At 63.3% G+C, this 21,806-nt stretch carries 14 protein-coding genes; 11 read left to right on the top strand and 3 right to left on the bottom strand.

The features are described 5' to 3' along the window. Positions 1-397 precede the first annotated feature (397 nt). A complete protein-coding gene (locus tag AC3FKH_RS02730) occupies positions 398-730 on the top strand; it encodes a DUF1484 family protein (RefSeq protein WP_488672689.1) in 333 nt (110 codons plus the stop codon). 106 nt (positions 731-836) lie between these two features. Here AC3FKH_RS02730 and AC3FKH_RS02725 read toward each other — a convergent pair whose 3' ends face one another. Together AC3FKH_RS02725 and AC3FKH_RS02720 are read right to left on the bottom strand one after the other, a co-directional pair. Next, positions 837-1,424 carry a YdcF family protein gene (locus AC3FKH_RS02725; RefSeq protein WP_488672892.1) on the bottom strand — a complete coding sequence of 196 codons (588 nt, stop codon included), beginning with the start codon at positions 1,422-1,424 and terminating at the stop codon, positions 837-839. Beyond that, positions 1,379-1,648, bottom strand: coding sequence for a hypothetical protein (locus tag AC3FKH_RS02720; protein WP_488672687.1), 270 nt, complete (start codon positions 1,646-1,648; stop codon positions 1,379-1,381). Before AC3FKH_RS02720 ends, AC3FKH_RS02725 begins: the two co-directional genes overlap by 46 nt. 460 nt (positions 1,649-2,108) lie before the next feature. On the opposite strand from AC3FKH_RS02720, the gene AC3FKH_RS02715 reads away from it, so the two are divergent. The 4 genes from AC3FKH_RS02715 to AC3FKH_RS02700 all read left to right on the top strand — a co-directional run bounded on the left by AC3FKH_RS02715 (position 2,109) and on the right by AC3FKH_RS02700 (position 5,287). Further along, positions 2,109-3,698, top strand: coding sequence for a B12-binding domain-containing radical SAM protein (locus AC3FKH_RS02715; RefSeq protein WP_488672685.1), 1,590 nt, complete (start codon positions 2,109-2,111; stop codon positions 3,696-3,698). Next, positions 3,698-4,312: a LysE family translocator gene (locus tag AC3FKH_RS02710; RefSeq protein WP_488672684.1), complete on the top strand. Its 615-nt coding sequence runs from the start codon at positions 3,698-3,700 to the stop codon at positions 4,310-4,312. The genes AC3FKH_RS02715 and AC3FKH_RS02710 overlap by 1 nt, the downstream gene beginning before the upstream one ends. 41 nt (positions 4,313-4,353) lie before the next feature. Further along, positions 4,354-4,677 (top strand): hypothetical protein, encoded by a 324-nt coding sequence (locus AC3FKH_RS02705; RefSeq protein ID WP_488672683.1) that lies wholly within the window; start codon positions 4,354-4,356, stop codon positions 4,675-4,677. A gap of 67 nt (positions 4,678-4,744) precedes the next feature. Continuing rightward, positions 4,745-5,287 carry a hypothetical protein gene (locus AC3FKH_RS02700; protein ID WP_488672681.1) on the top strand — a complete coding sequence of 181 codons (543 nt, stop codon included), beginning with the start codon at positions 4,745-4,747 and terminating at the stop codon, positions 5,285-5,287. A gap of 119 nt (positions 5,288-5,406) precedes the next feature. Here AC3FKH_RS02700 and AC3FKH_RS02695 read toward each other — a convergent pair whose 3' ends face one another. Then, entirely contained in the window at positions 5,407-7,302 is a 1,896-nt protein-coding gene (locus tag AC3FKH_RS02695) for an SWIM zinc finger family protein (protein ID WP_488672679.1), read from the bottom strand. A 266-nt stretch (positions 7,303-7,568) separates the two neighbouring features. Between AC3FKH_RS02695 and AC3FKH_RS02690 the strand changes: the two genes are divergently transcribed. The 6 genes from AC3FKH_RS02690 to AC3FKH_RS02665 all read left to right on the top strand — a co-directional run bounded on the left by AC3FKH_RS02690 (position 7,569) and on the right by AC3FKH_RS02665 (position 21,518). Then, the gene (locus AC3FKH_RS02690) at positions 7,569-8,207 is read left to right on the top strand and encodes a hypothetical protein (protein WP_488672678.1); all 639 of its coding nucleotides are present in this window, start codon (positions 7,569-7,571) and stop codon (positions 8,205-8,207) included. After that, on the top strand, positions 8,204-8,332 hold the full coding sequence (locus AC3FKH_RS02685) for a hypothetical protein (RefSeq protein ID WP_488672676.1): 129 nt from the start codon (positions 8,204-8,206) through the stop codon (positions 8,330-8,332). Before AC3FKH_RS02690 ends, AC3FKH_RS02685 begins: the two co-directional genes overlap by 4 nt. Positions 8,333-8,679: 347 nt before the next feature. Continuing rightward, positions 8,680-11,151 (top strand): two-partner secretion domain-containing protein, encoded by a 2,472-nt coding sequence (locus AC3FKH_RS02680; RefSeq protein WP_488672674.1) that lies wholly within the window; start codon positions 8,680-8,682, stop codon positions 11,149-11,151. Beyond that, a complete protein-coding gene (locus tag AC3FKH_RS02675; RefSeq protein ID WP_488672672.1) occupies positions 11,148-12,899 on the top strand; it encodes a ShlB/FhaC/HecB family hemolysin secretion/activation protein in 1,752 nt (583 codons plus the stop codon). The genes AC3FKH_RS02680 and AC3FKH_RS02675 overlap by 4 nt, the downstream gene beginning before the upstream one ends. A 23-nt stretch (positions 12,900-12,922) precedes the next feature. Next, complete coding sequence (locus AC3FKH_RS02670) at positions 12,923-13,741, top strand: peptidylprolyl isomerase (protein WP_488672670.1); 819 nt, start codon at positions 12,923-12,925, stop codon at positions 13,739-13,741. A 112-nt stretch (positions 13,742-13,853) separates the two neighbouring features. Then, entirely contained in the window at positions 13,854-21,518 is a 7,665-nt protein-coding gene (locus tag AC3FKH_RS02665; protein WP_488672668.1) for a two-partner secretion domain-containing protein, read from the top strand. Positions 21,519-21,806 lie beyond the last annotated feature (288 nt).

The following is a 21,806-nucleotide window of genomic DNA, read 5'->3' as shown; positions in this document are numbered from 1 at the left end:
GATGACCGATTGTCGGGCACATTTTAGGGCAGTCGATAAGCTAAGAGGGCTCAAAGATCATCCCAGCAGGGGCGCCACCGACGTGGCTCTTTGCGTTGAAGGCAGGAGCGAATATTGAGATTTCACCCATTGAGTAACAAGAGCAGGACGGGGAAGCTTGCGATGTCGCCGCCATTCTTGGCCGACCAGGTTTGACAGCCTGACCCACGTACACCGGACGAGCAGCGAAGCGGTAAGCTCTCGTTCTTCGCCTACGCACACCCTTTCGGGTGAGCCGAGGCGGGGGAGCCTTCCGGCTCGCCGGTGGTACGTGCCGGTCTGTCAACCCTGCCTCGTGCTCGCCCACCCGATTGACAGCGGATGACGAGCCTCGATTAGCCACGTACCGGAGGTCGCCATGCAGCCCACCACCCCAGCTCCCCAAGAGCCCACCCTCGCCCAAAAAGAAGCCTATCTAGCCCAATACCTCTCCAAAGCCGACCGCGCCCTGGCCCGCCGCCTCGCCAGAACCCCCCTGCCCCCACCCAGCACGCCCGTCACCCTCGAGGACCACATCCTCGAAGCCAGCGACGACCTCCTGCGCGTCAGCGCCGGCCTGCGTTCCGTCCTGACCCTGCTGAGGTTGCAGAGCGACGACAGCCCCGATTGCATGGGCCTCCACGCCCTGCTCTTGCCGCTCCAGGAGCAGATTGACGAAAACGCCGACCGCCTGCAGGCGCTGGTCGACTGACGAGGGACCGGGCCCGCGCAACGCGGGCCCAAAAGTCAAACGGCGCGAGCCACCTGGTCTCGCGCCGTTCGCATTCCGGCACCACAAGGCGCCGCCACCCAACGCCTCAATACTCCCCCAACACCCACCCACTGATCGCCGCAAAATACTCCCGCAACCACGCATTGAACCGCAGGTACAAAGGCGTCTGCGCCCCCACGCCGGACACCTCGCCGAACCCTGCCTTGCGCGCAATCCGCACCGCTCGCCATACGTGGAAATCACTGGTCACCACGACAATGGGCGCTGCGGCCGTCACGCCCTGCTCGCCAAGCAAGCGCTGGCTGAACACCAGGTTCTCCTCGGTACTGGTACTCCGTCCCTCGCGCAGGATCCGGTCCGGCGCCACCCCGCGCGCGATCAGGGTGTCGGCCATGATGTCAGCCTCCCGGCATCGCCCGCCGAAGTCCAGGCCGCCACTCACGACGACCTTGGCCGACGGCCAGCGGCGCGCTTGCGCCATGCCTTGCTCCAGTCGTGCCATCAACGTTGGCGAGGCCTCGCAGTCCGGCGAGCCGGAACCGAGCACGATGATGGCTGCGGGCGGCGATGCACGGCGCGTGGCGGGTTCCATGCCGCTGCGGATGCCATGGAAGAACCATCCCACCGTCACCAGCCACGCGGCAAAGGCCCCCAGCCTGCCGCCCAGATCCATTGGCGCCACGGCTTCGCCGCGCGCCATTGCGCCACTTGCCGCCAGCGCCATGACAGCGCGAGAAAGGCCGCGCCAATGGCCAGCGGTAGAACGATCCCGAAATTGAACAGGCCCATGAGCATCAGTGCGATGGCATCGCCCAGCAGCAAGGCGCCCGCTAATGCCAGTCCGATGCGCAGCCACGGGGCGCGGTCTTTTATGTCATGCGTTGTGGTTCGTGCCAACTTCGTCCTTTGCGGTGAACTCGTTGGCGTCAAGCATACCGCGCCGTGATGGGGGCCGGTCGTGACAGGCGGGGAGCTTGCTCAGAGTCTGTTTGCGAACGCCAGGTCCGCCCCAATGCGTCCAGCTTTCAAGTACCGCATCTGTCAACGTGCCCCGCCTTTAGGTTCCTCGCAGATGCTGCACTGACGAAGTCCCAGGCCTCGGCAGCGCACTCTGGCCCGATGCAGCAACTAGGTTAGCGCCACCTGCAGCGGCGTCAGCCTATCGCTTTCGCGGAAGACGTCACCAGCAGCAGTCAATCAACAGTCCCCTGATTGTGAAAAAACGCATTAGTGCTTAAGACTTTTCCCACATTGGCTTCAATGCCTTCCTGCTAGGTTGACCTCTCCGTCGTTCCTGCGAGCGTCGGGCTGTGGCGCAAGCCGACTTTCCGGCCAGGTCAAAAGTGGGAGGGCTAACGTGAGAGAACCCAGAGATCTTATCTTCTTCGTCAATCCACCAAACAGCAACGACATTGACGCTGCACCGACGGTCGGCGAAACGGTGTCGAAAGGTGCGCAGCACACCGATTGGGCCAACTTTCCGCATCTGGGAATCCTGTCGCTGGCGTCATACGTCGATTCGTTGCCAGATTTGCAGGCGTCTTACATTGACGGTGTCGTGTATCCGATCAATGTCATCACGTCTGAAATCCAGTCCAAAGCAGCGACCACCTTAGCCGTTTGTCTCAGTGCAATCACCGCCAATTACGAGGCAGCACTTCGAATCGCGCACGCCGTAAAGACAATCGATCCGGCCATTTCGGTCATCATCGGAAATGATCACTTCACGGCCTTGAGCCGGGAAATCCTATCGCGCCACCATATGCTTATCGATTGTGGATTTGCTGGAAACGAGGTTTACACGGGTCTCGGTGAGTACTTGCAGGACCTTCGTCGCCATACGGTGAACGGGATATATCCAGGCGCTGTGCGATGGCTAGATGGTCAGATCGTCGCCGATCCGCAGATTTGCGAAGAGGTGAACCGCGTGATCGATTACGGACTGATCGACCGCGCACTGCCCCACACCTCGCTCTATTCCGCAAATTTCACCCGTCGCCTTGGGCGTCGGATTCTTGATCTCACGGGCCGGCATGCGAGTCGTGGAGTGCCCATTGAGATCGGTCGCGGTTGCATCAAGTTCAGCGGGGATGATGCGTGTTCATTCTGCTCAATCCAATATGGCGGCATGTGGAAGAACGGGCTTCACGCTGAGCATGCCTGGCAGGCGATTCATAACGCATGGTCGGCGGGATATGACTATCTGTACGTCACAGCCGACGAGCTGCCTCTTACGTTTGCCCGCCAGATGCTCGACATGGCGAACGCACCACCCAAATGGTGGCAGGAGCTGGCCCCCGACGAGAGGCCGATCCTTGTCGGCTATGCGCGAGCCGATGGCATGGAGAAGGAACACGTACTGAAAGCCATGAGGCAGATCGGCTTCCGGACCCTGTTTGTCGGTGTCGATGCGGGCGCACCACTGTCATTGCGCGCGCTCAACAAGCCCCTCAGGAATGTAGACCCGCGACTCGCGTCTCGGCGGATGCACGCGTCGAATCTGCGCGCGCTGCAGAACGCCAGAGACCATCAGGTGCTGATCAAGGCAGGATTTGTGTTGGGCCACATCGGAATGAATGACGTGCTACTCGACGAGAACGTGCGGACCTATGTCGAATTCCTGCGCAGCGGGCAAGACGTCGTGGTCAGTGCTGACATCGAACTCTTGTCGCCTGAACCGGGCTCGAAGGATTTCTATTACCTGACTCACCCTGACGCGGCCGAGACGGTTGCTAGCGATCTCGGACTCGATATCGCGGCGCCCGAATTGCGAGAGCGAACGGCTGCTGACTATCGCGGCATCGACATCTTCGACCGCGAGCGTGCGATCGAGGACTATATCCGGGTGTTCATGCCAAGACTGTCGAAGAACACTCTTGCGCAAGCCCGTGACTATGTGAGGTCCGCATGTAAAGGACTTGGCATCATGATAGGGGACGAAATCTGATGACAACCACACAGGCTCTCGCCTTCACTGCCGCTTGCATCGGTTTCGGCTTCATCCCCGGGCCGGCCCTGCTGCAAACAATTTCTATAACTCTTCAGCACGGTCGGCGTGCCGGCTTGCTCTCTGCATTCGGCATTCATCTTGGCGCGCTATTACAGATCGGCCTTGTCGCGATCGGTGCGGCCGTTGTGCTGAGGACGTCGCCTTGGCTCTATCACGCGCTGCGTGTAGCGGCGGGCGGATACTTGGTCTGGCTTGGCATTCAGCGTATCCGCACCCGATCCGGCGCGGGCGGCGAACCGTCCGGCATGCCAAAGAACGTAGTTTCGTCAAGCGCGCTGATTGAGGCAATGAATCCGAAATCCGCGCTGTTCTATCTGTCGTTCCTGCTGCAGTTCGTCGATACGTCGATGTCGCTCGATATCGGTTGGCAATTGTTCTTCTTGGGCGTCAGCGCAAACTTGCTGTTCTCTGTCGCTGACCTTGTTGGTATTGCACTCGCACATCAGCTGCAAAAGAGAGCGGCGCCGGGTGGCACTGCATTGACCGTTGGCCGCTATCTTGCGGGCGCACTCTTCATCACGCTTGGCATGGTCGCGATAGCCGAGGTTTGAGGCCTAACGTGTCGCGCACGCCTGGCAGCCGAGGGTTTGAGATGAGCGCCAAACCGCGGCTCGTCCGATACGTCGATCTTGCGGTCTGCCTGCTGGCGCTGGATGGAATTGGCTATGCAATCGCCATTCTGCTGACGCCGTTCCAGCGGGGTGATCTGTATGCCGGCGCGCCTGTGGTCTATCTGGGCGTCTCCCTGGCTGTCGCCGCGCTATTGCTGCTGTCGGGGTTGCTCATGCTCCTTATGGCATTGATCCACCAGCATCCCTATCGGCGCCGCTTGCTCGTCTCATACATTAGGGGGTTTCTGCTGTATGCGCTGGGCCTTTCGCTTGCACATGGTTGGATCGCGTGCAGGCTAGCGTGATCAAAATGCTGTGATTGCACGGCAGCATATTTGTCGCCACCAGCCACACTGGGGCGAAGGAGCACGAATGATACGAGCTGTTCTTCTGCCTTTCCTCATCGCACTTTCAGCCTCTGCCTACGCTGGACAGGTGCCAGAAGCGATCATCGATAGTTGCCTGTTATTCGACAGATCGATCGATGCCTCGATTTCGATCACTCCAATTGAAGGGGAGGTGCAGCTGATAGATGATGTCACTGTGCCGGGCTATCAATTATTTTTCCCCGCAAGTGACGGCGATAAGCTTCCGGTTGGCTATGCAACCAGTAAGCACGGAATCAACGACTACATCTTCGCCGGCCCGCATCGCGGCTACATCATGCAGGCGTCTGCTATGGGAAAGTACAGGCCAGCAAGGATCGAGCAATCGAGCCTTGCCGCCTTTGCCGTGCTGCGCCAGCATGGGCACCAATATGTGTGCGTGATGGAAAGCAACGGCAACGGCAGTGCCGCCTTTTTGAGATCGGCCTTTGTGGGCCGAATTCCACTATCAAGAGGCTCCACGCTGAAGTTGTTCTACAAGGTGGCAGACGTGAAGAGGTTCAAGGCCTTCAATGACGCTCAGTGTTGAAGTCTGTGGTGTCCAACGCCAGGGTAGCGCCGCTCCAGTCAGGCCGTACGACATATTCGAGCTCGCTGCCGACAGCGTGCTGTGCCGCACGGTTCGTGAGCCGCCAGACCTGGATGCGCTCAAGACAACGTGGCCAGCAATTTGATGAAGTTGCGCTTCGCGCGAAACGTGGCGCGAATCTTTTCCAGTTCGCTGGTGAACTTCGCGCGCTCCCCCAGCTTTGCCCTCAGCTTGCCGATGGCGCGCACGATTTCAAACGCCTCGTCATAGCGCGCGTTGCGCGCGCTTCCCGTAGCGACCGGCAGCAGCTGATGATAGAGGGCAATCGCGTCACGCGGATGTGTGCTGCCGCGAACCGCTCCCATCCGCCGCCACAGCTGCGTCGAAACCGGGCCACCAATGAAAGCGTCCCAGGCCATGTCGTTCTTGTCCTCGAAGAGGAAGATACTGACCAGTTCGGTGCGCGCCGACGTGTGCCAGCCAGGGCGATTCGAGTCTCCTGCCGACTCCTCCTGCTGGATCAGCGTCCCAATATGCCTGAGTGCACGGTCCCGGGTTTCGTCGTGCTTGCCAGTCGCCGTAGCGACCTTCATCAACGCGGGAAACGCCTCGGCCGTCGGACGCAACTCGAAACGACGCCATGCGTACGCGTCGGCCTGTTCAAACTGCTTTCCTTGCAGATAAGCCTCGACACAGAAGTCGATCAGGCGCGGGTCAACATGCTTGCCCTCCCTGAGGCCACGTTCCGCCCAAACGATTCCCTCGTCCAGGCGACCATGCTTCATGCAAAGCTCCGCTACCTGCAAATAGCGGTATGGGCTCGACAGGTCGCTTGCGCAAATGCGAATGATTGCATCAACGTCGCCGTCAAGCTCCGCCAGCGACAGTATGGCGGTCTCCAGCCTCATACGCCGCGGGTCCATTGAGTAGCGAGACACGTTGCCGCCAAGCACCGGCAAGGCCTCCCAGGCCGCGGTCACCAGTTGTCGGTAGCGTTTCAACCCGCTCTCGCCCAGAGGTTCCTCATACGCTGGCAAGACATTGTAGAAGGTGTCCTTGTCCCCCTCAGTCTGCAGGAGGAAGAGTCGCTCCGCGAGCTTCACAGGGTCGGGTCGGGTCTGTTTGCATGCGTCCAGATGGACAGACGCCAGCTCGAAGATGCCAGGCATCACGCCGCCGTTGGAATCGTCAATCTGCTCGAGACTCTTCTCCGCGCCGGCAATCGCCAGTTCCGACAGTTCGACCACTTGCGCTGCGTGCGGTCCGGCAAGCCGCTCGCGCAACACGTCAGCCAGCGACATCAGGCCGTCGCCGTATGCGTCTGCTTCCCTCCAGTCCAGTGGCCGGGGTATGCGGGTTGCCTGTCGCACAGTGGTTTTCATGCTGGGCAAGTCGGATGCCTGCGCCGTGCGCGCGGCGAGCAGAAGCTTGTCGCGAAACGTCCGGTCGAGCTCGACAGCTTCCAGCAGCAGTTCCTGAAGTGTGTCCCTGTCCAGCGTTGCCACGTATTCGCGAATCGCTTCCCCGTAGGTCTTTCGCTTCTTGCGCGGCTTTTCCTGGGGTGCCTCTTTGGCATGGAACACCTCTGCGCCGGAGTTTTCGAGCCAGGCGAGTGCAACGGATACCGCGTGCTTGCAGAAAATGCCGTCGCCGCCTACCGGACAGTTGCATGAATAGGCGAGGGTGCCATCGCGAGCGACGGCCAGCTCGACCTGATAACGGTGCGTGCCGCGCACACTGGCGTGAACAGCGTCTTCGCGTTCCTCAAGACGGGACACTGCGCCGTCGTGAAAGTAGGCCATGCCGCGCGCGAAAGTCTTCGGGTCGGCTAGCGACTGGATGTCGTCTAGCGTGAGAATTTCGGCAAGCTTTGAAGGTTCTGGCATGAAAAGGGGCACTCCATCGAAGGCATTCCGCAAAGGGCGGCGGACGGTCACGATGATACCTGCCCGAATGCGCGCGGCCTGAGCACCGGTCGATGTCTGGCGCAGGTCGACGACATCCAGCACCTCCACAGCCAAGATTGCGCAGGTTACCTTGGCAACGGCCTTCGAAATCTCACGAAGTGCGCACAGTTGTCAAAATTGTCTGCATTCGGGAGGACGTATTTGTTGGCAAATGGCATGTGGTCGATTGCGCGACGGGTCTACGGGCGAACCGTGGCAGGGGAGCTCAAATCGGAAACTTCAAAGCTCTCTTTCGGAACCCTTCTATTGATGGAACCTCATGCAAGCGATACACATACCGGTTCCCAGTTCACCCGCAGCATGAAGCTGCCACGATGATGAATCACAACCAGCGGAGAACCTTCCTTGCCCTTTCCGTTGTCGCATTGCTGAGCACGGGCGGCTGTGCCACGCCAGCGTTGATCAAGGAAGCGAACAAGCAGGAGTATCGCGGTTACCAGGAGACCATCAGCCAGGTTCTTCTCACGGCGGACGGTACGAAGCTGGTGATTATTGGCCCGACGTACCACTACATCTTCGACACGCCTGACGGATTTGCCACGTTGCTTGATTCACCGCTTCACTCCAGGTTGTCGGCTACGTTCGGTCTCTTTCGCGTCAACCAGGACGCCGACGTCGAAGGTCGGTTCGCGTTAGTCCTCGATCATCCGAGCGATGACGAGCGACAGGCCGCAAGTGCGCTTGGCTTCAAGGGCTCGCAAGCCGGCGTCAAGCGGATTTTCGAGCTGCGCGGCAAGCGTTATGCCGCGGGTAACTTCAGCATGCCGGCCAGTGCAAGGACGCTGAACAAGTCATACAAGATCGACGTCAGGGAGGCCTTGCCAAAGGGTGGAAGACAAGCGCTTGTGTTGATGACGCCGATCACGCTGGCTGTCGATGGTGTACTCGTTGTGCTCGGCATCCCTTTGGTGCCAGTTGTGCTGGCGCTATTTTCCAGCAGCAGACGGCTTTGACTTCCGGAGTCCCAGCCAATGTGCCGGCGCGGTATTGCATCGTGCTGGAGCTTGAAACACCGGAAACGGCCAACGAGGAACTACCCGGACTCAGCCATACCGGCGATTTGATGAAGGGCAAGTAAGTTGCGTTGTCGAGCGATGAGCTTCAGATGAATACGGGGCAGCGCCAGGATTCGAAAGAACCAGAATGTTGGTGCCAATCTCGCCGCACAACGCAAATTTTTGTGATCTGTCATAAAGATTAAGCGTTCTCCTAAAGACTTCCGTAACCCCCCCTGATAGCTTGCCTCCCGTTCTCGCGCGGGAGGGTGCACACCGAACCTTACGCATCGGGCGAAGCCCGGATCCTTCGGTGGCACCCTGAGACATCCTGTTCCCGCGCCATTCTGAAAGGAGCGGGTCAGTGCGTTACGGTTCCAGTGCGAAAGCGCGCAGGGCTTTTTGTCCGCGCGCATCGCGGCAAGCGGCAATGTGGTTGTTCGCCATGGCATGCGCCAAGGCATGGTCCGGAGGCATCACTCCAGATGGCGCTACTACCACCAAGGTGAGCATTGGCGCAAATGGCCGCGTCACGGTCAGCATTGCGGATGCCATCGGCGGTGTCTCGACCAATACCTTTCGCGATTTCAATGTCTCGCGTGCAGGCGTTGACCTGGACAACAACAAAGCGCTCGCACGCACCATCCTGAACCGGGTCACCAGCACCAATCCCTCGGTGCTGGAAGGCCCGCTCTCCGTGCTGGGACAGCTGCACGCGAACGTAATCGTGGCCAATCCGAATGGTGTAACGGTGAATGGCCTGAGCGTGCAGAACGTGGGCAATCTCGCCATTACGACCGGCCAGGTTTCGTTCAACGATTTCATCACGGCAAACAAGCAGCTGCAGCGCAACGTCATCCTGGAGACCGGCCAAGGCATGATTGCCATCGGCGCCGAAGGCTTGTCTGGCTCACTCCTGAATCTGGAACTGATCGCCAGCCAAATTCGCATTGGCGGACCGGTCACCAACCTGTATAGCGATGCGAATGCCAAGGTGCGGCTGATAGCTGGCACAAGCCGCGTCGAGATCGATACCAGCGTCTCTCCCACGGACAATCTGACGCCGTGGCTTACCTACACGGCGCCATTGGCCACGCCCGGCCAGGGCGTCGCCATTGACATCAGCGCAGCAGGCAGTCTCAGTTCCGGCCGCATTGAACTCCTGGTGACAGACCAGGGAGCAGGGGTACATCATGCCGGCGCGGCTTTTGCCACCGCGGGCGACTTCGTGGTGACGGGCAGCGGTGACTTGCAGCTGGCTTCGGGCACGATCCAGGCCAGGCGTGACCTGCTGGTCCAGAGCGGCGGCCTGGTGGGCGCCGGGAGCGTCAGTGCCGGCCGGCACCTGCAGGTGAGTTCCGACCGCGTGGACCTGGCGCAGTCGCGTCTGTCGGCCGGAACGAACGAGCCCGGCGATATCGTGATCGGGGCAACGGGGCAGGTACATAGCCAGCCCATCCGCCTTGTCGAATCCACGCTCGACACCAGCGGCGGTATCGGGATCTTCGACGCAGGCGAAGGATTGTCGCTCACCGGCACGCAGGCGAAGGCCGCCGGTAACGTCTTGATCCAGACGCCGAGCCTCGCGATGGAAGGGGGTGTCCAGCGCGGCGCACTGGTATCCACCAGCGGGACTGTGACAGTGGCCACCGGGGACGCGACGGTTTCCCGAGCCGATATCGACGGCGTTGCCGGCACGCGCATCCAGTCGCGAAACCTGACCATGCGGGAGGCGGAGGTCAGGTCTTCCGGCGAATCCGTCATCATGGATGCCGCCGGCACCTACACGCAGCACGACAGCAGCGTGCTGGCAGCTACCAATGTGCGCGTGCACGGCGACGCCGTGACGATCGATTCAGCCAGCACGCAGGCGTCACTGGTGGCAAAGAGCGGGGGCGTGCTGATCGAGTCCGATACCGACATCACCAACGATGGAGCCCTGATTCAAGGCCAGACCCGCATCGCCGGCGAGCCATTGTCCACGGGCGCGGTGACCGTGCGTGCCGGCGGCAATGTCACGAACCAGTCCACGCCCACTTACCTCGGCATCCTGTTTGGCGCGGCGGAAGATGTCGATGTGCAAGCGGGTGGCAACGTCGTGAACCGCCATGCTCGCATGCTCTCGAACGGATTCCTGCGCATTCACGCGGATGGCGACGTCTCCAATGAGATCACAAAACAGCCCGGCAGCAATGGCGAGCAGCCGGCGTTCTACACAGCATCCGGTCAACGCTGGCTGGTGCTCTCCAGGCGCACCGCGGGATTCGATGTGGACTATGGTTTGGCCGATCAGCCTGGCCAGATCGCTTACCTGAGCTCGGACAAGGGCACGATCATTTCCGCGCGGAACGTGGTCAACGATGGCGGCGATATCTACGCCAACGACGGACCGATCCGCATCACAGCCGCTGACACATTCCGTACACAAGGCGTGGCCACCGGCACTGCGCACTACGAGCGCTCCTGCCTGATCTTCTGCCGAACTTCGGCATCGTCAACGACGACGGTAACTGGCGGCCTGCTCTCCGCGGGCGGTGACATCGACATCCAGGCCGGTAAGGCGGCCTATAACGTGGGTGGCCGTGTGCTGGCCATGGGCGACCTGACTGTTACTGCGCCGGTCACCTATGCGAGCGGCATCACCGGTTACACGGCGATTGCCCGCGATCGCGGCTTCAGGGCCTTTCTTGGGGACAGCTGGGCGCGCCTGTACGCGACGGACGTGGGTGGCAGTTGGATGGCCGCCGGCCAGACGCAGATCGACGGCGACACCGTCACCGATGGCGGCAGCTTCGACGGCAACGTCACGGTCAGCGGCCTGTCCTCCGTGATTCGAGCGCGCCATCGCGATCCGGTATCGATCGATAGCCATCTCGGTCTCACCAGCTGGTTCTGGCAATGATGCGGAAATCAATTTCGCTGCGTGCAGCCGCGTGGGCGGCCATGGCCATGGCGTGCGCGCCAGCGTGGGCTCAGGTGCCACCGGCCGCGCTCGTGCCTGAGGATCCCGCGCAACGGCTGTTGCGCGAGCAGCGTCAGCGCGAGCTTGAGCGCGAGGCGACCCAGCCTCCGGCCAAGATTGAAGTGCCCGCTGTGGTGCCTGCCGATGCATCGGTGGAGGCGGTGCCCGAAACCTCCGCCACCTTCGAGATCCGGCGCATTGGCGTCGTCGGCAATACGGTACTGAGCGACGGCGAGGTCGAGGCCATCACCGCACCGTTCGTCGGCCACGCGCTGGGCACCAACCGCATCAATCTCTTGCTGCGGCGCTTCACCGAGGCGTTTGTCGCCAGGGGCTACATCACCACGCGCGCGTATCTGGGCGAGCAGAACCTTTCCAGCGGAGTGTTGGTCATTACCGTCGTGCCAGGCAAGGTGGTGGCCATCACGCTCAACGGCGAGACGATCCGGCCGAATGACCGCGCCCCGTTTGACACGCTGGGAGGCGGCTGGCTGACCGATGCCGGTACCGCTGCCCAGTTCCCTCCGCCCGGCGATACCTTGCGCTTGCAGGACCTGGAGCAGGGCGTGGACCAGATCAACCGGCTGCGCCGAAACCGCGCCGAGCTGCAGATCCAGCCTGGCCAGACGCCGGGCAGCTCGATCGTTGCGCTGACCAATCAACCGGGTGACCGCTTCCGGTTCAATGCCGGTGTGGACAACTATGGCAGCAAGACCACGGGGACTTCACGCACGCGGCTTGGCATCGACGCGGAAAACGCGCTTGGCTTTCAGGAGGCGCTGTCGGCGAGCTACGTGGGCACGCTGGACACCAACGCCGGCGTCGTGTCGGCAGCCGTGCCTTGGGGTTACAACACGTTCAGCTACACCGGATCGGTTTCCGAGTACCAGAACGTCATCGGCGACACGGCGCTGCTGTATGGCCGCACCTTCGGTCATACGGTCGGCTGGAACCGGGTTCTTACCCGTAGCCAGCGTGGCAGGCAGGCCTTCGACCTGACGCTGACGCACCGCAAGACAGAGCGCGAGATCAACAATCTCCAGCTCGACCCCCAGCGCCTGACCGTGCTTCGTGCGGCCTGGAGCGGGCTGCAGCGCTTCATGGCCAATAGCCAGCCTGGCTACGGCACGGCCGAAGTCGGCATCTCGCGTGGCCTGCCCGGCGTCAATGCCACCCGCGACCCATCGGACATCCGATCCGACGAGGCTCACGCCCAGTTCACCAAGCTGGATGGCAACGTGGGCTGGCAGCTGCCATTGCCTTTGGAGTCCGACAGTGCGCGCCTTGCCTGGCGCGCCCAGTTGGTCGGGCAGTGGACCACTGTGGCGCTGTTTGGCTCCGAGCAGATCTATGCCGGCGGCATGAGCACGGTGCGCGGTTTTCGTGAAGGGGTGATCGCCGGCGACCGCGGCGCCTACTGGCGCAACGAACTGGCGTGGGCCAACGCGCCAATGCTGGCGGGCCTGCGCATGGAGCCGTATCTCTTTCTCGATGGCGGCCAGACGATGTACGTGGCCACCCGTCACTGGCAATACGTGGCCGGCACGGGCGCCGGCCTTCGCCTTTCGGCCCAGTGGGCCCGACAAACCTTCACCAGCGAGCTTCTGGTTGGCGTACCGCTGGCCCAGCCGGCCGTGCTGGGTGGCAAGCGCCCGATCGTGCTGGCCACGCTCAACTGGCTCTACTGAGCTCCATCTCCAGGGAATTCACCATGTCGTCCAACTCCGCCCGTTTCCTGATCACCACCGCCATGGCCTTGGGCCTGCAGGCATACCTGCCCGCCGCCGATGCGGCTTCCGTCAATGGCGTGACCATCCCGGACAGCCAGGTCACGGCGGCGCTGCAGCAGGCGCATCTCCCCGATACGCCGCAAGCGCGCAGTGCCATCACACAGCAACTGATTGCGCGGGAGCTGTTCCGCCAGGAGGCAGCCAAGGACAAGTCTCTCGAATCGCGCGCCGAGGTGCAGCAGGCCATCCGTGACGCCAGGTCGGCGATCCTCACCCAAGCCTGGCTGAAGCACCACATCAAGCCGGCCTCCGTCACCGGCGCGGAGGTCAGGGCACGCTACGACGCCATCGTGGCCAGTCTCGGCGACAAGGAATACAAGGCACGCCTCATTCAGGTGGCCGACGAGGCGGGGGCCGCGGCGGCACTCGCGCGTATCAAGAGCGGCGAGGATTTCGGCAAGGTGGCGCAGCAGGTCAGCCTCGCGCCTTCAAAGGCCGCCGGTGGCGCGATGGACTGGGTCAGCTTCAAGGTGCCGGCGCAGGACGGCAAGACGCAAGGGCTGCCGTTGCCGCTCGCGCAAGCCATCGCGACTTTGCCTGCCGGCGCGGTCAGCGCCGCGCCGATCGCTTTCGACAACCGCTTCTACCTGCTCAAAGTCGACGAGGTACGTGCCACGCAAGTGCCGGCCTTCGATCAGGTAAAGCCTGGCATCCAGCAAGCCTTGCAGGCGCAGGCGCTGGAGCGCGCGACCACCGCGCTGGTCACGCAGCTGCTGGCCAAGGCCAGGATCGCCCAGTAAGCAAGCGGGCAGGGCGGGGCGCAGCCTTGCCAGATTGCCCGCGGCGCGTGAGCCAACGCGCCGCGCCAACCCCGACGCAAGACAAGCAGCAAACCGCATCGTCAGGATCGCTATGACCCGCACGCAGTCGGCCGCCACGGCCTCCGCAGCACAGATCCCCGCTGGACTCCAGGCCGGCGCCACGACGCGCGAAGCGACGTCAGGCATGACGCCTGACGTCTCGATGGCTGAGCGCATCCGCCGTAGCTTTGCGGCGCGCACCCTGGCCGGGGTCGTGGCGTTGACGCTGTGGCTGGCGCCGCTGCAAGTGTCGCTCCAGCAGGCGCGCCAGGCAGCCGGCGTGCTGGCTGCGGGCGCGGTTGCGGTCGACACACCGGCGGTGCTGGCCGGCGCGGCACGCCAGGGCTTGATGCAATGGGCGGTCAATCACTTGCCGGTGACGGTCAGCTTCGGCGTGCGCGAGGCCAATGCCGCGCCTATCGTCGATCCCACGGCACCGATCCGATTCCAGCCGGCGATCAGTGCCACCACGGGATCCGGTGCGCCAGAAGGAGGCGTGCCAGTCGTGGGCATCACGACGCCGAACGCTGCGGGCATTTCGCTGAACCAGTACCGCGCGTTCGTGGTCGATCCGGTTGGCCTGATCCTGAACAACAGCACCACGGGTGGGGGCACCTTCCTTGGTGGCCAGGTGGCGGCGAATCCGAACCTTGCCGGCTCGGGACCGGCTAGCCTGATCATCAACCAGGTCACCAGTACGGCGCCGGCACAGGTCAACGGCACGGTGGAGATCTTCGGCGCGCCCGCCGGACTCGTCATTGCAGCACCGGGCGGCGTCTATACAAGCGGTGCAGGCTTTACCAATGCGACGCAGGTGACGCTCACCACGGGCGTGCCGCAATTCCTGTCCACCACTGGCGCCCCGAGCAGCTTTGATGCGGCCTCCGCGGCCGGCTTCCTGGTGGCAGGCGGGCGCATCCAGATTGCCAATCCGGCCCCAGGCAACCCCAACGGTGTCGGCATCGAAGGCACGGTCGGGAACATCAACCTGATCGGCGAATCCGTCGGCATCGATGCGGCGCTCTACGCCGGCAATCAGATCAACGTCGTGGCCGGACGCCAGTTGGTGGCACCGGCCGGCAGCGGCTTCACCACTACTGCTACCGGCCCGAACAATGCCGTCGCCAACACCACGGCGTCCAATGGACTGGCGATCGATGCCACAGCGTTTGGTGCCATGACCGCGGGCCAGATCACCATCCTCTCGACGGCGGCTGGCGTGGGTGTCCGCGCCGACGGCAACCTGGCTGCCTCCGCCGGCAACCTGACGCTGGATTCGGCGGGCAATCTCAAGGTCGGCAAGACCTACGGCAAGGGCGACGTCGTCCTGTCGGCCGCAGGCAGCGCCAATGCCGCAGGGAATGGACAGGCTGAGGGCAACTACAGCCTGCGTTCGGGCCTGGACGCGACGGTGGGTGGCACGCTCAGCGCCAACCAGGCGGTGACCGTCAACGCAGGCGGATCGATCACTGGCGCCGGCGGCGTCAGCGCCCAGCAGGCGGTGACGCTGGCCGCCGGCGCCAGCGTCGATATCGGTGGCGCAGTATCGGGTTCGCAGGTATCGGTCTCGGCGGCGGGCAATGATGGCCGCGGCGACGTGCATCTGGGCGGTGACGTGACCGCGCCGGGGATCATTGCGCTCAATGCGGCCCGCGATACCACCATCGATGGAAGCGTGGTGTCGGCGGGCGACCTGAACCTGTCCAGCCAGCGTAACCTGACCATCCACGGCGCAGCAGGCAGCACCGGCGGCAATGTCACGCTCACTGGTGTCAGCGGTGCCGTGACGACCACAGGCGATGTGGTCTCGCCCGGCTCGCTGACTGTGAGTGCCGGCACGGACGCCAACCTCGGCGGCCAGGTGGCGGCCACCGGCCCGGTATCGGTGACGGCGCAAGGCGGCAGCATCACGACCAGTGGCCAGGTTGGCAGCAACGCGGACCTGACGCTAGCCGCCGCGCAGAACGTGACCGTGGGCGGGCAGGCGCAGAGCCAGGGCAAGACCACGATTACCGCGATGCGTGGCAGCGCCACCATCAACGGCGCGCTCACCAGCAACGGCGACGCGGCCATCACCGCTGCGCAGGACGCGACGGTGGCGGGCAGCCTTGACAGCGGCGGCAACACCACCATCCAGGCCACCAGCGGCTCGGCTACGGTGAACGTATCGCTCCTGAGCATGGGCGATACGAGCGTGAGTGCAGGCCAGAACGCAAACCTGAGCGGCAGCGTGCTGACCGTGGGAAATCTCAACGCCAGGGCAGGGCAGACCTTGACCGTGGGCAGCCTGCCCTATGTGGGCGGCAATGCCACGCTGCGCGGCCAGGACGTGAGCCTCGGCTCAGCCACCGGACAGGACAACCAGATCGGCGGCGCACTGGATGTAGCGGCCACCAATAGCCTGACGCTGACCGGCAACACGCAGACCGCCAACGCGACGCTCGCGGGCCAGGCGGTGAGCAATGCCGGCACGACAGTCGCCACGCAGACGCTCGCCGTCAATGGCGGCAGCGTCTCCAACGCGAGCACGGGCGCACTGGTCGGCAATACGGTCAACGTGAACGCAAGCGATGTGGTCAACCGGGGCACGCTGGGCGGCCAGATCGTCGACGTCAATGCGGCCAGCAGCCTGGACAACGCGGGCGGGCTGCTGGTCGGCGCGCAGAGACTGAATGTCACCACCGGGGCGCTGGTCAGCAACACAGGCGGCACGCTTTTCGCGGGCGATCTGTCGGGCCTGAACCCGACCGTGGGCGACCTGACGCTGACGGTCAACGGTGGCGCGGGCAGTTTCAATAACGCGTTGGGCCAGATTCAGGCGGGCAACAACCTGACGGTCAACGCGCCCAACCAGGTATTCGACCCCTCGGCGGCCACCACCGGGACGCTGAATGCCAACGGGACGCTGACGCTTTCGGCCCAGGCAATCCGGAACACCGGCACCTGGGATGTGCTGCCGGGTAACGTGGTCCTCAACGGCGCACAAGGTGTCAGCAACACCGGCACCATCCAGAAGGCTGGCGACCTGACCTTGAGCACCGCCGGCACGTTGGATAACAGCGGGCAGATCGTGGGCGGGGGCAACTTGAGCCTGTCAGCGGGGGCGCTCACGAACGCCGGGACCATCCACGCCAACGGCGACCTGGCGCTGGCCGGCAACACGACCAATGCCGGCACGGTGGAGGCGCTGGGCAACATCGCCATCACGGGTGGCGACTATGACAACCGGGGTGGTACCACGCAGGCCGGCAGGAATCTCGCCGTCGACATCAGCGGCGCGCTGAACAACACCGCAAGTGTGATCGGCGCCCGGGGCGACATCCATATCGCCGCGCAGCAGGTCATCAACGACCGGGGGGCACCGGTCAATACGGGGAGCAGCGTCTCGGGGAAGGTCATCAACGATGCGCTGGTCAATTCGGTGGTGATTGGCAGCCATGCGACACAGGATACGACCTGCGCGGGCGATGCCGGATGCAACACAACCATGACCGGCCCGCCGGTCAATGTGACGCTTGGCGACCTGATCCGCAATCCGGACGGCACCATTCCGCTCCTGCTGGGCAATGTGCAGGTCTCGACCGGTGACCTGAATGGTTCCATGCAATGGGTGCTGATGTGGCACCTCGGCGTGGACCCGACGTGGTATCCGAACCTCACCTCCTCCTGGCAACAGACCCTGTCCCTGTCCTCCGTGACGGTGGACCGCACGGTGGTGCAGCAGTCCGAGGGCGCCGCCGGCCAGATCATCAGCGGCGGCAAGCTGGACATGACCGCTGCCTCGCTCTCGAACAAGGGCGGCGTGATCTCGGCCGTCCGGGATGCGACGTTCGACGTGGGGACGCTGGACAACGGCCATTCGGCGTCGCTGCTCGACGGCGTGACCGACACCGTGAACCAGGGCAGCCTGTCGGCGTTCCTCGCGCAATTGCAGGCCATTGGCGGCACCACCATGGGTGGGCTCGCTGCGCCCGGCAACACCTTGATGTTCGGGCCGCTCGTCCAGTCCGACTGCAATGGCGATAACGGGTGCACCATATCGGCCGCTGCCGACACCCCCTTCATCATCGGCAAGGCAGCGGACGGCTCCGCCGTCACGGGCGCAGTACAGAACAGCGTCACCGAGCGCGTCGGCAAGGCGGGCCAGATTCTGGCCGGCGGCAATCTGGCGCTGAACGGTACCGGCAACCTGACCAACGCCGGTGACCTGGCGGCGCTCGGCAATATCACGATCACCACGCCTGGAACCTTCACCAACCAGGGCTTCTACGATGCCAAGGTCACGACCACACCGGGGTGCATGCCGGGCTCGACCACGTGCAAGATCGCCAATGCGCACTATGACGACCTGACCTGGCAGCAGACGAACAACACGGTGGCGGCGGGACAAGGGCTGACCATCAACGCAGCGAGCATCCAGAACCTGAATGGCACGCTGGCCGCGCAGGGCAATGTGAACCTGACCGCTCAGGCCGGCGTCACCAACCAGAGCGGCACCATCCAGTCGGTGAACAGCGACGTGTCGATCAACGCGCCGACGCTGGTCAACAAGGCGATGGACCCGGTGACGCTGCACAAGGACTACGGCGACCTGAACCCGCCTTACGCGGGCGGCTGCAACGGTGGTGGCAGCTACAAGGGCAGCAACTGCTCGGCCAGCGAGACCGTGGCGGCGGGACCGGCAGGCGTCATCCAGGGCGCGCGCGACGTGACCCTCTCCGGCACGACACTGGCCAACAACGGGGGCCTGATCTCGGGCGGGCGCAACGTCACGGTCACCATGACCGGCGGCGTGGACAACACCAGCCTGGTGCAGAACGCGAACTGGGCCGGCATGTGGGTCGAAAAGACCGGCATGTTCAGCTCGGACAAGACCCACAGCACGGGCGGCACGACGGTGCTGGGCAGCCAGGAATCGCTGATCCGGGCCGGCAACGCGCTGACGGTGACGTCGGGGGGCCAGGTGATGAACACCGGCAACCTGATGGGCAACTCGGTGGACCTGAGTGGCGCGGACCTGGTCAACGGCTACACCAGCCCGAACCAGCCGACGCCGCCGGCCACCGTGCCAAAGCAGGTGATCTCGCTGGGCCCGGCCCCGGTGCCGGCCGGATCGCTGCCGCCGGCCAATCCGGCGGCGGACCCGACCCAGCCGTGGCAGTTCAACCCTGTCATCGTGGCCACGCCTGGCACGCCGACGACGGGCGGTGCGCAGACCATCGACTGGCACTTCACCGCCAACCTGGGCGGCAATCCGCTCACCGCGCCTGGGGCCAATACCGACCGTACGCAGTACCTGACGGGGTCCGCAGCCACGTCAGTGCTGGCAGGTGTGACGCCGGACGACCTGCTGTCGCAACTGCCGCAGAACCTGCGCCCCGGCAACAACGTCAGCTTCTACTACGACCCGTACACGGAGAACCAGAAACTGCAGCAAGCGGCGCTGCAGCAGACTGGGCAGGACAGCTTCATCAGCGGCCTGGCCTATGACAGCCAGCACCAGCTGTCGGTGACCGACCAGGAGAAGCAGGACCTGTACCGGAACGCGGCGGCCTATGCGGCGGCCAACAACATCCCGCTCGGCACCGCGCTGACGCAGGCGCAGATCAATGCGCTGGACAAGCCGATGTTGTGGTACGTCGAGCAGACGGTGCCCGACCCCAATTGCGACACTGTCAGCAGCCTTGTGTGTCCGGGCGTGACGGCACTGGTGCCGCAGGTGTACCTGCCGGAAGGCTATGCGCAAGCGCTGGCCAAGGCGACCGGCGGCAATATCGTCGGGGACAACGCCAATCTGGACTTCGCGGGCGGGACGATCCGCGACAGTGGGGTGATCGCGGCCACCGACACGCTTACCGTCAAAGCGGCGAGCCTGGACCTCGCGCCCAACGTGGTCGATATCGGCAAGTCGGCCTATGCGATGAAGGGCGGCTGGCTGGAGGTGAGTGGCACGCAGGTGCAGCCGGGCGGGTTCCTGAGCGCAGCCAATATGGACCTGCAGGTCGGGGCCATCAACGCTGTCAATGACGCGCTGCGCATCACCAACCCGGATGGCTCGACGAACCACGCGGCGACTGATGCGCTGATTGCGCAGTTGCAGGCCAACCTCGGCGGTGACTACACCGCCGGGACGGTGGCCGATGACATTCACCAGAACTTCATCAAGAAGGAAAGCGCGGTACCGAGCTGGGTCGTGATGGCGGCGGCGGTGGTGATTGCCATCGTCACCTATGGCGCGGCGAGCTACGCGATTGGTGCCGCCGCAGCGACTGAAGGTGCTGCGGTCGGAGCGGCCGCAGCCGGCACTGCTGCTGTCGGGGAAACCGCTGTAGCTGTAGGCGGCACTTGGGCGGCGGCGACGGCAACCGCGTCGGCGGGGCTGGGCAACGTAATGGTGTCATCGGCGCTGGCCAGCATGGCCAGCAGTGCCTTCTCGCAGGTGGCCTCCGGCCAGGGCTTCAATCTGGGCAAGACTTTTGAAGCCGGGGCGGTCGGTGCCATCACGGCGGGCCTGACCAACGGGATTACCTTGGACGGCGCCGGCAACATCGGCTTTAACACTGGCGTCAACGTCGCCGGATCGGGCACGCAGAGCCTCGCTGGTCTGGCCGGCGTCAGCAATGCCAGCGGGGTCATGCAGGCCGCGCAGAACGGTTCGACCTCGACGCTGCTTTGGCAGCAAGGTGCTGCCATTCTGGGCACGGGCCTCATTGCGTCGAGCGTTGGCACGGCGTTCTACGGAGGTAGCTTTGGCAAGGCCCTGGCAGGTAGCTTGGTCGCACAAGGCGCTGCGCTCGGGGCATATGCCATCGGTGACAAGATTCCTGGCATCGGTGACGTCCGGGCGACCACCAGCACAGAAATTGGCAACGTGCTCGCGCACGCAGCCCTTGGCTGTGCCTCCAGCGCGGCGCTGGGCACTGGCTGTGGAGGGGGTGCCATTGGCGGGGCGACCAGCGCGCTGGTGGCGGGCACGCTGGTTGACCAAGCAGGCGGGGCCGCCAACCTGACTGATGTCCAGCAGGCTGCGATCGCTGCCGCTGCGATGCTGGCAGGTGGTGGTATTGCGGCGGGGCTACGCCAGAATCCGGACGCGGCAGCCAGTGCAGCTGAGAATGAGGCGCTGAACAACTCAGAACGGGTGCACAGTTTTGGAGGATCTGCCTTGGTGAAAGCGTGCGGCAACGGTGACCAGTCGTGCAACACGAATGTGTTGGGCGCGATCTTGCAGGCGGACGGAGATAATGCGAGCCGGGCGTTGGGGAATATGGAAACCGGGGCCAAGTATGGCTTGCCAGCCGTGGCTGTGGCGCTGCTGGGTCCGGAAATACTGGCAGGAGCATCGGACGTGTTTGCAGCCTACAAGGCAGCCCAAGCGGGGTACTCGCTCACGACAGCGGCCGCGACCGGAGCCGCGGTATCAGGGGGAAGCTACACTGCTACTGCAGCAGCAAATGCGACGTACAACTATTTCCAGACCGGACAAAGCTTCATGGATACATTCGATCAAAAGTTCTCCACCGCGGGGCTCGCGGCGGCGTCAACTATAGGTGCATTTAACAGCATGTTCGGGACGTCGATGTTTAACTGGGCGGGCATACCAAACAGTATTGCCAACATTTCCACTGTGCCGGGAGCTGTGATTCGTTTGAATGGTGTTTTTCTTGGGCAAGCCGCTGGAAAGGCTGCGCAGGCTGCGGTCAATCAGTCAAGGTAACCGGAGTGCGTAATGCATAACGAGACGTTGCACGGAATCCTGCACGGCATATTCGGACCTGTCGTGGCTCGGTTTGTTACAAGATTTCGCTATATAAGTATTTTTTGTTCGGTCGTTTCGGCTATTTACATTGCGTCTTTGGTAGTCTTGATAAAGAACAACGGCTTGGGCGACGGAAGCCGGATTTTTCTCTCAAGGTTGTTGACGCCAACGGGTATCCTTGCCCCCTTGGGTTGTGGTCTTCTCATTGTGTTATGTGTCTTTGTTGCATCTATCGGAGCGCGGGAA

Source organism: Cupriavidus sp. 21MJTG02-4 (assembly GCF_057798975.1).
The sequence above is the reverse complement of the archived record's forward strand: the minus strand, read 5'-3'. Positions and strand labels throughout refer to the sequence as shown.